Here is a 12,652-nt window from a genome sequence, read left to right on the forward strand (position 1 = left end):
CGCGACGGAAAACGATCGTGGGAACATCGAGGGGATGCGTCGCCTGCGCGCTGGTCGCGCAGCCAGGCGCGTCGCCGTTCGAGGTGTACATGCTCCAGACCATCCTGCCAGTATTGGTCGCGGTGACCGGGCCGATCGTCACGCTCCTCCTCGCCGCGCTGTTCGGTCAGCGAATGGCTGCATACTGGGCGCTCCGTCAGAAGAGACGTGAGCTCGTGCTGGCTGCCGTCGCGGAGTTCTACCGCCTGTACGGAGAGTTCTTTGCGACGTGGAAGTTGTGGAACTCTGCTCTCCGTCAGAAGCCAGAAGGACCTACCGACGAGACGCGGCAGGCGCTCCTCGGGCGTGCGGCCCAAGCGGAGGGCGGCGTCGAGACGATTGTCATGCGGGTCGCGACGGAGCGCTCCCTCGACGCACGCGAGCGCCTCGTGCTTGGTTGTTTCCGTCAGGGGTACCAGTCCCTCCGCGAGGCCATTCGCGACAATCGAAACCTCGATTGGTTCTCCTCGAACCATCCGAAGTACGTCGCGTTCAAGAAGCTCGCCTGCGAGGCGGCTCAAATCGTCGCCATGTCCGATGCTGGCGCTCGCCCCCCTGCGGACAGGGCCGCGGAGGCTCTTCTCGCCATCACGTCGAACGACTGGGAGGAGCGATGGTCCACGGCCCTCGATTCGGTGGGCGCCGCGACGCCGGGAAGAGCGCTGCCACCCGCCGCCCCCAAGCTCGGGACCGGACTCTAGCGGCCCAGGCGGCCACTCGTGCTCTCGATTCGTGCCGCTCGCCGTGTTCGCGCTCGCCCCGCGGCGGGCGTGATGCCTCAAGGCACGGCTTCCCAGAGCTGATTCGCGTCCGGTGCCGCAGGTTGCAATCGCGGTGGCTCGCCTTCACCTCCGCCCTGCAAGCACACCTCGGGGGTCCGGTTCGGGACGCAGATCCTCGCCGGATCGGTATTGGCGATCTTCCAGACCGCCCGCGTCGGCGGACCAAAGCAGGGACCCAGGTAAACCGACGGGATCTCGTCGCGCTCCTCGACTGTGTAATTCACGCACAGATACACCTGCTCCGGCTGCTGCGAGTTGATCCTCATCATGAGGTTCGCCTGCTGAACCAGCTCCCAGCGCTGGGCCGGGTCCGTCGTGCAATGCGTCATTCGAAGGGAACGCTCCTCGGTGGTGCCGAGGCAGAGGCCCGTCCCGACGTTTCTCAATCGGACGTCGCGACCCGCGAGGGCTGCCGCGGCTTCCTCCGCCTCCGCTCCCGGCGTCTCCGCGGCGACCGGCGCGCCCCCGAGCTTCGCCGCGACCCCGAAAATCGCGATCGGCCATCCGTGTTTCATGGGGCATCCTTTCGCGATCCGGCCATCAGAACAGGTCCTGCCAGAGCTGGTACGCGCTCGCGTTTGCCGGGAACATCTTGGGAGGGCTCCCCGCGGATACACTCTGCAGGCAAGAGAGGCCGTTCGTGGCCGCGACACAAATTCGGCGAGGATTCGGGGTGGGAATCAACCATCGACGGGCCGCCGGGGCGCCGCAGCTCCCCATGAAGGGGAACGAGCCCGAGCGGATCGTTTCGCCGGCGATGCTGAGGCACTTGCCCTGCTGGAGCGGGTTGCGCGAGCGAATGAGGTGCCGGCCGTTCTGGAGCGGGACGATGTCCCAGCGGTGCGCCGCGATGGGGAGGCAATTCTTGGTTTGAGGTACGAGCTCCGCGGTGGTGGACAGGCAGAGGCCCGTCGCGAGGTTCCGCAATCGGTGGTTCGTGACCGTGAGGGCCAACGATGCGTCCTCGACCTCCTCGACCTCCAGGGAAAGCGACGCCTCGTCGTCTTCATCATCCGGCGTCTCCGCGGCGACCGGCGCGCTCCCGAGCACCACCGTGACGCTCGTCAGTGCCACGAACCATGCGCTCGTCCATGCGTGTTTCATTGCATCGTCCTTTCCCCGCGCGAAAGCGCGGCGGTCCCGGACGACGAGCCTGCCGAGCCCGTCGTCGATTCACGCGAGGTATCGAGCCCACGACCGCAACCGTCAATCGGGCTCCCGCGCGTCCGCTCGGAACCCGCGCTCGGTCGGGAGCTTTCCGTGCTAACCTCCGCCCATGGCCGCACGACAGTTCGCATTCGTTCCCATGGACGGGCGGGCGCCCGAAGGCGCCGTCTCCTGCGACGGGCTCGTCGCGGGCGCGGCCCTCGATCTGAGTCACTGGGCGAAGAACCGGACGCCCAAGGCCTTCAAGGCCGATACCTCCGTCGAGATCGCGCTCACGTTCGTCCGCGAGACGTCGCCGCAGGCCGAGCCGACCGTCGTCGTGAACAACCATTTCGACGCGGATGGAGTGCTCGCCGTCTGGTCGCTGCTCGACCCGGAGACGGCCACCGCGCACGCAGGGCTCCTCGTGGCCGCGGCCGAAGCCGGCGACTTCGACGAGTGGCCGGCCGATACACGCGGCCTCTGGCTGAACATGGCGATCCGCCGGCTCGTCGCGCTGAAGCCCGAGGCGAGCGCGTACCCGATCGCGCTCGCCTCGCTCGGCGAGCTCGTGCGGACCATCGAGGCGCGCGACGATCTCTGGGGGACGTCGTACGCCGCGTTGCTCGAAGCCGAGCGGCGCGCAAACGCGGGGGACGTGGTTTCGTACGCCGTCGGCCCGATTCGCGTGTTCCACCACGGGCCGGGCGTACCCGAGTCGCCGGGAGCCGTGCTTTCGAAGCTCGGCTCGACGGGGGAGGGCGTGCGGCGGCTCTTGCTCGCGTTCGAGGAGCCGGACGGCTCGTTCCGGTATCGTTACGAGCTGCCGCGCTGGGCCTGGGCGGATACAGTCGTGCGGCCCGTGATCCCGGCGCCGAGCCGCAATGCGCTCGCGCAGGGGCTCGGGCCGGAATGGGCGCTCAAGGGCGGCGATCTCGGAATGACGGGCCTACTGCGCACGACGGCCCCGATCCGGGAAGAGCCACGCGCCCTGGCCGAACGGCTGCTCGCGCGCGAGCGCTTCGAGGCCTGATCAGCGCGCCTCTTTGCCGACGAGCTCCGCGATCGAGCCGATCCCCTCGGCTTGCATCCGCGCAAGGATCCCCGCGTGGATCCGGCGCGCGAACGCGGGTCCCTCGTAGATGAACGCCGTGTACGCCTGCACCAGCGTCGCCCCCGCCGCGATGCGCTCCCACGCGTCGTCCGCATTTTCCACGCCGCCCGCGGCGACCAGCACCATCGAATCGCCCACGCGCGCCCGGAGCCTGCGCAGCACCGCGAGCGCGCGCGCCTTCACGGGCCTACCCGAGAGCCCCCCCGCGCCAATCGCCGCGATCTTCGTGGCATCCGTCGCGAGACCATCACGGCGGATGGTCGTGTTCGTCGCGATGATCCCATCGAGGCCGAGCTCCCGCGCGAGGTCCCCGATCGCATCGATGTCCTCGTCCGCGAGGTCGGGCGCGATCTTCACGAGCAGCGGCACGCGCCTTCCAGGGGAAGCACGATCGAGCGCAGCGCGCACCTCCACGAGCAGGGGACGCAGCTTCTCCGTCGATTGCAGATCCCTGAGGCCCGGCGTATTCGGCGAGCTCACATTGACCACCATGTAATCGGCATGCGCGGCGAGGCGCTCGGCGCTCGCCACGTAATCAGCCGCGGCCTCGGATTCGGGCACGACCTTGGTCTTGCCAATGTTCGCGCCCACGATCACGCCGCCGGGCCGCCGCCTCGCGAGCCGCTCGGCCGCCGCACGCGACCCCTCGTTGTTGAAGCCCATCCGGTTGACGAGCGCCCGATCCGCCTCCAGCCGGAAGAGCCTGGGCTTCGGATTTCCGCCCTGGGCCTCGCCCGTCACAGTGCCAATCTCGACGAACGCGAACCCAAGCGCCCCGAGCGCCTCGAACCCCCGCGCGTCCTTGTCGAACCCCGCAGCGAGCCCGAGCGGACCCGGGAAATCAACGCCGAACGCCCGCACAGCAAGGCGCGGATCCCGCGGGCCAAAGAGCCACTTCCAGAGGGCACGCATGCCAGGCAGTGCCATCAAGAACCGGAGCAAGCCAAAGCCGAGGTGATGGGCCGTCTCGGCAGACACGCGGCGGAGGAACAGGCGGAACAGCAGGCGGTACATCGGCGGGCGACGGCATACGCTGTGGGAGGCGTGCGTCAAGGCGCGTCTTGCGCCTCGGCAGCGGCGGTGGCAGGGAGTCCAGAGCCATGCGAGCCCCAGCATTTTCCGCCGCCGCCCTGCTTTCCGTCCTCGCCCTCGTCCCGGCCTGCTCGAAGGACGAGTCGGCCGCGCCCCCCGGCCCATCGCAGCAGCCGGCCGCGCAGGCAGGCCTGCCGGATCGCGACCCAGCACTCGCGCGCAAGCTCGTGGCCGAGGGCGGCATCTTGATCGACGTCCGCACACCCGAGGAGTACGCGGAGCGCCACCTCGACAAAGCTACGAACATCCCCGTCGGGGAACTCGAAGGCCGTCTCTCCGAAGTCGAGAAGCTCACAGGCGGCGACAAGACGAAGCCAATCGTCGTGCACTGCGCCGCCGGCCCCCGCGCCGCCCGAGCCAAGAAGATCCTGCTCGGCGCAGGCTACACGCAGGTCACGAACCTCGGCGGAATCAACGACTGGGACGCGAAGTAGCGAAGATCAAGCCCTGAGCCGCTCGAGCCGTGCCGCAGCCTCGCGCATGCGCCCGGGCTCGCGGACGCGCCGCGCGCGGAAGAGCAGGTTGTGCGGCGTCACCGTGGGCGGGACGAACGCCGTGAGCGTCACCTCGTAGCCTGCTGCTTCGAGCCGGAGTGCCCGCTCTGCGTCGACGAGCGACATGATGAACCGCCGCCGCACTTCGGCTTGCCGCGGCATCCCGAGTGCGTCGGCCTTCGCCTCGGCGGTCGCGGCGAACGGGACGCTTGCCGCGTAACAGCAGGGGACCACGTACAGCCATTTTGCGCCCGCTCTGCTCGCCGCGTCGAGGATCGCATCCGACGCCGCTCCGCATGCGTGCAGCGCTATCACGATATCCGGCGCCTCCGGCCAGCATGACGCATCGCCCACGTCGCCTGCCGCGAGGCCGAGCTCGATCCCCTTGCCGAGCCGCGCGGCTGCTGCCTCGCATGCTGCGATTCGTGATGCTTCCCGCTCGATCACGTGGACCCGCGAGAACCCGAGCAGCGCGGAGCCGAGTAGCCCCACGTACGCCTTGCCGGCGGCCGCGTCCACGAGGAGAGCATCTTTGCGGTGCCGCTCGATTTCGCTGAGCAACGCGGCCACCTCGACCGACTTTTTGCGGTCCTCGCGCCGGAGCTTCGTGCCTTCCGCGACGATGTACAGATCGTGCAGGGCTCGCTCGACGGCCTCGGACGTGATCATGACGCAATCCTAACGTTGGTTCGTGGTACGGTGCGGACGTTTCCCTTCTGGAGATCCGCTTCTTCATGTCGGACCATGATTCCTCGTCGGGGCGAACGACCCTGGCCGCGCTCTCCTCGGCCGCTCGTTTCGTCGTCGGCTTCACCCTGGTCGCGGTGGCGTCCACCTTGACCATCGTGATCGCGCTTTTCCTCCTGCCGTTCCGTGTCCTCCGGATCAAGCTCTGCAACTATTACGGCAAGATCATCGGGTATTCGATCACGCGCATCGCCGGCGTGAAGCCCGTCCTGCACGACGCCGAACGCATCAACCAGAGCCACCCGGCCATTTACGTCGCGAATCACGCCTCGACGCTCGACGCGTTCCTCTCCATCTGGCTCTGCCCGGTGGGCGGGTGCGGCGTGATGAAAAAAGAGGTCCTCCGGATTCCCTTCTTCGGCCAGCTCTACCTCCTGTCGGGGCACCTTTGGCTCGATCGGGCGAACAAGGGATCGGCCATCGCGGCGATGTCCGGCATCGCGAGGACGGTGAAAAAGCACGGGCTCTCCATCTGGATCATGCCGGAGGGCACGCGCAGCCGCGACGGGCGCCTCCGGCCGTTCAAGCTCGGCTTCGTGCACCTCGCGATCGCCACGGGCCTTCCGATCGTGCCGGTCGTCCTCCATGGCGTGCACAAGAACTGGGTGAAGCACACGCTCTACGTGCAAAAGGCGACGGTCGACATCGAGGTCCTGCCGCCGATCCAGACGTCCGGCTGGCGCGCGGAGACGGCGCGCGAGCACGCCGCCGAGGTGCACCAGGTGTTCGTGGAGAAGCTGCGCGACGATCAGAAGCCGCTGCCCGGCGTGCCGGCGGTGGCGGAGAAGGGCGAGAACGTCGAGCAGGCCGCGGCCTGATCACCCCGCAGGCTTGGTCCCCATCCGCCGCTCGAACCGCAGCCGGAGCACCTCGTCCTCCAGCTCGTTCGCGATCGCCATCGCCCGCCGCCGCGCCTCCGCGCCTTCCTCGCCACCCACGATTCGCGCCAGCATGTTGAGCGCCATCGCGCGCATCCGCATGTGCCCGCCGTCGCCCGCGTGCCGGCACGCTTCCCGCGCGAGCGCCGCGCCTTCCTCCGGAAAACCTTGCTTCCAGCGCGCGTAGGCGAGCCCGTTCGCCCGCCGCGCCCGCGCGAATGCCGGCCCTTCCTCCGGGATGAGCCGGTAGAGCGCCTCTGCCGCGGCCGGATCCGGTTGCTTGCCACCCCACGAGCGGTTCCGCTCGAACGCGCGTTGATCGATCCACCGCGCGAACAGGCAGGCCTTGTCCTGCGCCGGCAACGGCAGCTCGAAGAGCGGCTCGATCTCGTCGAGCAGGCCTGGGACACGCGCGACGTCCTCCCGGCTCGCGACGAAGGCCTCCGTGAGCAGCGCCTCGATCCGCGCCTCCGGCGGCGCTTTTCCGAGCAGCGGGCGGATGCGAGCGAGGTGCGTCCGTGCGGCGTCGCGATCGTCTCCGCGCAGCTCGCACGTCGCGTGGGCGAGGGCGAGGAAGACGTGCGAGGTCGGATCTTCGCTCACCGGAGGCCGATCCCAGAGGCGCAGGAGGTCCTGGGCGAGGGGCAGGGGCAGGTCCGTGAAGCGCGAGTGATACGCGCCCATCCAGCGGGCCCGTTCGGTGAGCGCGTCCGGCAGGCCAAAGGCCGAAAGCGCGCGCGCGCCCCAGGTCCCGCCGTCGCGCTGCCCGCGCGTGCGCAGCCGGCGCAAGGCGCGCTCGATCGAGTAGACGTCGTCCTCGTAGCCGCGGAGGGACGAGAGCCGCTCGGCCACCGCCGTGAGCGAGCCGTGCTGCGCGACGAGCCAGGCGACGTAATCCTCCCAGGAAAAGCCTGCGGGCGCGCTCTGTCCGGGTTCGTGTCCGGGCATTTTCGTCGCCGGGAGCGTATCAAGGTTCGGCAACAAGGAGGACGGCGATGGCAAAGGATCCTGCATTTTTCCTGGTGATCGATCTGGAAGCGACCTGCGACGAGGAGGGGAGAATCCCCGAGAAGATCATGGAGATCATCGAGATCGGCGCGGTCCTCGTGGACGGCGCGACGCTCGAGCCCGTGGGCGAGTTCGCGACCTTCGTGCGCCCGGTCATCCGGCCGACGCTCACGGAGTTCTGCACGAAGCTCACCACGATCACGCAGGCGGACGTCGACGGCGCGCCCACGTTCCCGGCCGCGATCGAGGCGCTCGGGCGCTTCGTCGGGGAAAGGGACGCGCTCTTCGGCTCGTGGGGCGATTACGACCGCAAGCAGTTCGAGATCGACGCGAACCGCTGGGGCGTGCCGCTGCCGCTGCGGGGGCACATGAACATCAAGAAGCGCTTCTCCGCGGCCCTCGGAGAGACGACGCGGTACGGCATGGCGAGCGCGCTCGAACGGCTCGGCTTGCCGCTCCTCGGCACGCATCATCGAGGCATCGACGACGCGCGCAACATCGCGCGGATCCTGCCTTACGCGATCGGACGCGTGCCGATCCCAGAGATGCGGCCCACAGGGTGAGACGGGACCTTGCCCCGAGCGCGAGCTTTCTTGCCGGCGACGGCAGGCCATGAAAGCATCGCGCTCGGGGAGGATGATGTCCCGGGCGCGAACGAAGGCAATGACGGTGGCTCTGGCGCTGGCGAGCTCGCTCGGGCTCGCCGCGTGCACGAGCCACGTCACGATCGCGCCCTCGGAGCTCTCGGCGCTGTCCAATGCCGCGCCCGGCCCCTCCGGGCCCTTTCCCACGATCACCACGAAGAGCGGCGCGCGGAAGGTCGTCTACGGCCACCTCGAGACCGTCACGGTCGAGCGCAAGGGCGCGGCGTCGCTCGTGTATCCCGCGCCGATTCGCTCGGCGGTCCTCGGGGATCGGCTCGTCATCCGCACGCGGGACGACACGCGGGAGATCCCGCTCGCCGAGATCACCGAGGTCCGGGCCTCGTACGACGATTACCTCGTGCGGGATCGCGTCGCGGGCGGCGTGCTCCTCGGCACAGGGATGCCCATTTTCGTGGGCGGCGTGGTGACGGGCGCGCTCGGTCTGACGAAGGGCCTCGACGGAGGCGCGGGCGCCGTGCTGTCGCTCTCGGGGCTCGGGATCGCCGGCATCGGCCTCTTGATGATGCTGCCCGGGATGTACATCGCGAGGAGCGGGCCAAAGAAGCCCGAGCCCGCGAAGGCGGTGACGGTGTCGATCGGGCCCTCGGGCGCGCGGGTCCAGGTCGGATTCTGAGGCGAGGGCCGGCGTCAGCCGAGCTCGCGGGTGTATTGCCCGACGAAGTCCCCGAACCGGAACTCCGCGTCGGGGTACAACGCGGCGAGGTCGAGCTGCGCCGGCCCCCGCGCTTGCCCCGGGCTGCGGTCGTAGTCGAGCGTCCCGTATCCACAATCCTCGTACGCCTTCGAGAACGCGTCGAGCACCTCCCGGCAGGAGTCACACGGCGGATTCCTCCCCGCGATGCGCACGCTCATCCCGAAGGGGCGCTCGATGCGCATCCGTTCGGCCAGCACGTGCAAGAGCTTCTGCTCGGCGTGCAGTTGATTGCCGCCCGCTTCGGTGTCGTCGAGGAGGAGGATCACGCCTGCTTTGGTGTTCTTCACGGCGGCTGCGGTCGCGTCGGTCGCGGTCTTGATGTCCTTCCCCTTCGTCACCCCGGTGTCCCCGAGGACCGTCGCGCCGAGCATCGCCGTCGTCTTGATCGCATTCCAGTCCGGGAAGTCGACGGCCAGCGTCGCCACGCCGCCGCTGTATTTGTTGCCGGCGATCGTCACCGTGTCGTCGATGCTCATCGCCTGGAACTCCACGGCTTTCGTGTACGAGCCGAACAGGGTCGTGCACATCGCGTGGAGCACGTCGAGCGCGACCTGCCGCTGAACCACGCCTCGGCCCTTCGCGGCGTGCGGGGCGCGCGGCCCGGCTTGCGGCAGCGTGGTCTTGGATTGGACGATCCTCGCGGGATGGGGCGCGGTCGCGCGCTGGATCGTGGCGGGGTGGGGCGGACGGCTCGGGCCAGGCAATCCAGGCATGCGCGCAGCGTACGGACTCGCGCGAGCACGGGCCAAGCCGGCGACGTCGGCGCGCGCCCGCGCCTCTGTCAGGACACGAGGTTCTCCGCCCACACCGACGCGAGCGCCATGATCGTGTGTTGCGGGTTCACGCCGATCGTCGTCGGGATCGCCGACGCATCCGCGACGTAGAGCCCCTCGTAGCCGTGGACCTTGCCGTGCTCGTCGACCACGCCTTGCCGTGGATCCGCGCTCATCGGGCAGCCGCCGAAGAGGTGCGAGAGGATCGCGACGTAGCAGCGCGGATCCGTCGGCCCCTCCTCGATGAGGTGGATCTCGTCCGGGCCGATCTTGTACGGCAGCCCGAAGATCCCCGGGATCACCTCGCGCGCGCCGGCCTCGAAATGCATCCGCGTGACCATCGCGAGGCCTTTGCGCAGCTTGCGCATGTCGGCCTCGTCGAGCTGGTATTTCACCACGGGCCCGCCGAACAGGCTCGGCTTCACCGTGCCCACGGACTCCGCGCGCACGGCCGCGACCCACATCGCCACGTGCCGGTACTCGCGGAACCGCCGGATGAGCTCGGCCCCGCCGCCCGGCAGACGCCCCGCCACCATTTCCGGCGGAATGGCGAGCGTCTCGAGCTTCAAGCCCGGATCCTGCCGGAACGCCGTCGAGGCCCAGCCCTGCGTCGCGCCGATGTTCTGATCGACCGGATCGTCGTACACGCCGAACACGCCGGTGCCAGGATGCGCCCGGAAGAGCGTGCCGAGCGCGCGGCTCTTGATGCCGCTCTTCGCGAGCAGGATGGGCGTCTGCGTCGCGGACGCGGCCACGAACACCGCCTTGCGCGCGCGCACCGTGAAGCGCGCGCCGAACTTGCGGGTCTCCGGATCCTGGAAGCGGCCCGTCACGCCGATCACGCGGCGGCCGTCGAAGAGCAGGTCCTTGACGGGCGCGGTCGAGAGCACGTAGCCGCCGCGCTCCAGCACCTCGGGCACGTAGTTGACGTTCGTGCTCTGCTTGCGGCTCTTGCGGCAGCCCTGCAAGCACTGCCCCGAGCCCTCGCAGTCCTTCGCGTACCGCACCATGTAATGCGACGACCAGCCGAGCTTCTCCGCCGCATCCATGGCCAGCGTGTTCAAGAGCCCACGCGCGTCGGGCGGGACCACGGTCGCCGAGAGCTCGCTCTCGATGCGATCCTGGTGCTCCCACACGCGCTTTTCCAGCGCGCGCCCGTCGATGCCGTACTCGCGCTCCCAGCGCGTAAAAACGTCGCCCGGCGTGCGGACCACGATGGCGCTGTTGATCACGGTGGAGCCGCCGACGCAGGAGGCCTGGACGATCGGCCAGAGCGCGCGGCTCTGCGTGACGAGCGAGCCCCAGTCGGGGAAGAGGTCGCGGATCGTGCCGTACGTGGTCCAAGGATAATCCTCGGGCGCGCGCCAGGGCCCGGCCTCGACGATGGCGACGCGATAGCCGCCCCGCGCGAGCACGACGGCCGCGGCCGCGCCGCCGGCGCCGCTGCCGACGACCACGAAGTCGACCTCGGTTTCGAGGCCCGGCTGCGCGAACGAGGTGAACGTCTCGTGACGGCCCCGCGACGTGTCCGAGCGCTTGTTCGGGGCGGTGTGGAGGGCGGTCGTCATGCCTGGAGTCCTTTGCCGCGGTCCTTGTCGCGCCCGCGCTCGCGTTCCTTCTTGCCGAGCGAGAGGAGTTTTTCCGGGGATCCGCCGGGCAGCGGCCCTTGCCGCGGCACGAAGGTTTCGAGGCGGCGGGTGCCGGGATCTGCGGGGTACGGGGTGAGGTCGAGGAAGGCGCGGATCTCGGGGGATTGCCCCCAGAAGAGGCCACCCACGAGCTTGATCAGGAACGTCACCTGCCGGACGAGGTAGGCCGGGTGCGACGCCATCTTGTGCGCGTGCTGGTCGAGGTCCTCGGGCGAGAGCCAGCTCGCGAGCAGCGGCTTGCGGAGCGTGAGGAGCGGCGCGAGCTGGAAGGCCACGCTGGCGGCGACGATGCCGGTCCAGAAGAGGAGGGTGGACTCACGGCGGAGGCGCTGGATCTTCTCGTCCACGCCGAGCTCGGCGAGGCCGGGCAGATCGTCCACGCGGGGGTAGTACGTCGTGAGCGCGAAGCGGACGAGCTCGTTCACGGGCGGGGAACGTAGGAGGAGCAGGGGACAGGAGCAAGCGCAGAATGTCGGCGCTCCTCCCGGGCCGGTTTCTCCAGGCGATCGGCGTGCCCTCGTAATCACGAAGGGTCGTTGACGGCCGCGTCCGCTCGCCTCACGGGATCGTCGATTGGCGCGCAGCACCGAGCGGAGCCGCGCCGACGGAGAGGCGTCGCTCATGGTCCGCGCGGCGGCAACGTATACCCTCGGTTCCATCGCGGGAGTGATATCCCTCCTCGCTGGGCTCTCGGCGGCGGCAGACCGACCCATTCCAGGGGACAACGTCGCCGCGCCGATCGAAGGAGCGCTTTGCGGCTGCCCTCCGTTTCCGGAGATCCCGTTCGGAAGGCGGCCTTCGTACCTTCCGGGCAATACGCTCGTTTTGACCTTCGACGACGGCCCGGATCTCGTGAATACCCCCAAAGTGCTCGACGTCCTCGCGCGGGAGAGCGTCCAGGCGACCTTCTTCCTCAACACGGAGAGCTGGACATCCCTCCGCGAAAACGCGGTCGCGCGCGCCATCGTGCGGCGCATCGTGGAGGAAGGTCACTCCCTGGCGAACCACACGGCACATCACCTGCGGATCTCCCGATTGCCACCGGAAAAGATCGAGCAAGAAATCGCAGAGGTCGAGATCGTCGTGCGGGAGATTCTCGGGAGCGAGGCGCCGCGCCTCACGCTCTTCCGAGCACCTTTCGGCGACCCGTATGTCGGGCATCGGTGGGGGCCGACCTTCCGCAAGGTGGCCCCCATCGTCGCGCGCCACGCGGTCCATGTCGGGTGGAACATCGCGCCGACGGAGCGCGTGTGTCCTTCGGGCGCGGGCCTCTGCGTCCTCGCGTCCACCCGGAGGCAGCTCGATCGCGGGGCCTACGGCGTCGTCCTGCTCCACAGCACCAAGGCCGAGACGGCGGCGGGGTTACCGGCCATCATCGCCGAGGCCCGGCGGCGAGGGATGCGCTTCCTGTCGGTCGAGGACGCCGTTCGCGCGCGCTACCAGCGATCGTCGGCGGAGCTCGTGGACGATCCGCGCTGTCACGGGGGCGGATGAAGCGTTTTGCGCCTCTGGATCGGGTGCGTCCTGGGCGACCGTGATGAAAGTTCGGCCCTTCCGAACTCTCTGACTTC

At 69.2% G+C, this 12,652-nt stretch carries 15 protein-coding genes; 7 read left to right on the forward strand and 8 right to left on the reverse strand.

The window, feature by feature from the left end:
• Positions 1-17 precede the first annotated feature (17 nt).
• Positions 18-740 carry a hypothetical protein gene (locus QHF84_RS43035; protein WP_281319402.1) on the forward strand — a complete coding sequence of 241 codons (723 nt, stop codon included), beginning with the start codon at positions 18-20 and terminating at the stop codon, positions 738-740.
• 77 nt (positions 741-817) lie between these two features.
• On the opposite strand, the gene QHF84_RS43040 is transcribed toward QHF84_RS43035, so the two are convergent.
• Complete coding sequence (locus tag QHF84_RS43040; protein ID WP_281319403.1) at positions 818-1,336, reverse strand: hypothetical protein; 519 nt, start codon at positions 1,334-1,336, stop codon at positions 818-820.
• Between the two features lie 25 nt (positions 1,337-1,361).
• Entirely contained in the window at positions 1,362-1,925 is a 564-nt protein-coding gene (locus tag QHF84_RS43045) for an RICIN domain-containing protein (RefSeq protein WP_281319404.1), read from the reverse strand.
• 172 nt (positions 1,926-2,097) lie between these two features.
• Between QHF84_RS43045 and QHF84_RS43050 the strand changes: the two genes are divergently transcribed.
• Positions 2,098-3,000 carry a DUF6687 family protein gene (locus QHF84_RS43050; protein ID WP_281319405.1) on the forward strand — a complete coding sequence of 301 codons (903 nt, stop codon included), beginning with the start codon at positions 2,098-2,100 and terminating at the stop codon, positions 2,998-3,000.
• Here the strand turns inward: QHF84_RS43050 and QHF84_RS43055 are convergent, their stop codons facing one another.
• Positions 3,001-4,095 carry a quinone-dependent dihydroorotate dehydrogenase gene (locus QHF84_RS43055; RefSeq protein WP_281319406.1) on the reverse strand — a complete coding sequence of 365 codons (1,095 nt, stop codon included), beginning with the start codon at positions 4,093-4,095 and terminating at the stop codon, positions 3,001-3,003. It abuts the gene before it with no gap.
• Positions 4,096-4,181: 86 nt separating this feature from the next.
• On the opposite strand from QHF84_RS43055, the gene QHF84_RS43060 reads away from it, so the two are divergent.
• A complete protein-coding gene (locus QHF84_RS43060) occupies positions 4,182-4,607 on the forward strand; it encodes a rhodanese-like domain-containing protein (protein ID WP_281319407.1) in 426 nt (141 codons plus the stop codon).
• A 6-nt stretch (positions 4,608-4,613) separates the two neighbouring features.
• On the opposite strand, the gene QHF84_RS43065 is transcribed toward QHF84_RS43060, so the two are convergent.
• Positions 4,614-5,336: a methyltransferase gene (locus tag QHF84_RS43065; protein ID WP_281319408.1), complete on the reverse strand. Its 723-nt coding sequence runs from the start codon at positions 5,334-5,336 to the stop codon at positions 4,614-4,616.
• 65 nt (positions 5,337-5,401) lie between these two features.
• Here QHF84_RS43065 and QHF84_RS43070 point away from each other — a divergent pair, with 65 nt between their 5' ends.
• Positions 5,402-6,232 (forward strand): lysophospholipid acyltransferase family protein, encoded by an 831-nt coding sequence (locus QHF84_RS43070; RefSeq protein ID WP_281319409.1) that lies wholly within the window; start codon positions 5,402-5,404, stop codon positions 6,230-6,232.
• On the opposite strand, the gene QHF84_RS43075 is transcribed toward QHF84_RS43070, so the two are convergent.
• Positions 6,233-7,240 (reverse strand): hypothetical protein, encoded by a 1,008-nt coding sequence (locus tag QHF84_RS43075; RefSeq protein ID WP_281319410.1) that lies wholly within the window; start codon positions 7,238-7,240, stop codon positions 6,233-6,235. It abuts the gene before it with no gap.
• Between the two features lie 47 nt (positions 7,241-7,287).
• Here QHF84_RS43075 and QHF84_RS43080 point away from each other — a divergent pair, with 47 nt between their 5' ends.
• The gene (locus QHF84_RS43080; RefSeq protein ID WP_281319411.1) at positions 7,288-7,863 is read left to right on the forward strand and encodes a 3'-5' exonuclease; all 576 of its coding nucleotides are present in this window, start codon (positions 7,288-7,290) and stop codon (positions 7,861-7,863) included.
• 100 nt (positions 7,864-7,963) lie between these two features.
• Entirely contained in the window at positions 7,964-8,578 is a 615-nt protein-coding gene (locus tag QHF84_RS43085) for a hypothetical protein (protein ID WP_281319412.1), read from the forward strand.
• 14 nt (positions 8,579-8,592) lie between these two features.
• On the opposite strand, the gene QHF84_RS43090 is transcribed toward QHF84_RS43085, so the two are convergent.
• The 3 genes from QHF84_RS43090 to QHF84_RS43100 all read right to left on the reverse strand — a co-directional run bounded on the left by QHF84_RS43090 (position 8,593) and on the right by QHF84_RS43100 (position 11,506).
• The gene (locus QHF84_RS43090) at positions 8,593-9,372 is read right to left on the reverse strand and encodes a hypothetical protein (RefSeq protein ID WP_281319413.1); all 780 of its coding nucleotides are present in this window, start codon (positions 9,370-9,372) and stop codon (positions 8,593-8,595) included.
• 68 nt (positions 9,373-9,440) lie between these two features.
• Positions 9,441-11,000: a GMC family oxidoreductase gene (locus tag QHF84_RS43095; protein WP_281319414.1), complete on the reverse strand. Its 1,560-nt coding sequence runs from the start codon at positions 10,998-11,000 to the stop codon at positions 9,441-9,443.
• Positions 10,997-11,506, reverse strand: coding sequence for a hypothetical protein (locus tag QHF84_RS43100; RefSeq protein WP_281319415.1), 510 nt, complete (start codon positions 11,504-11,506; stop codon positions 10,997-10,999). Before QHF84_RS43100 ends, QHF84_RS43095 begins: the two co-directional genes overlap by 4 nt.
• Positions 11,507-11,654: 148 nt before the next feature.
• On the opposite strand from QHF84_RS43100, the gene QHF84_RS43105 reads away from it, so the two are divergent.
• Positions 11,655-12,575: a polysaccharide deacetylase family protein gene (locus tag QHF84_RS43105; protein ID WP_281319416.1), complete on the forward strand. Its 921-nt coding sequence runs from the start codon at positions 11,655-11,657 to the stop codon at positions 12,573-12,575.
• The last annotated feature ends 77 nt before the right edge of the window (positions 12,576-12,652 follow it).

It is taken from the genome of Polyangium sp. y55x31 (assembly GCF_029946505.1).
In the GTDB taxonomy this organism is placed as follows: Bacteria; Myxococcota_A; Polyangia; order Polyangiales; family Polyangiaceae; genus Polyangium.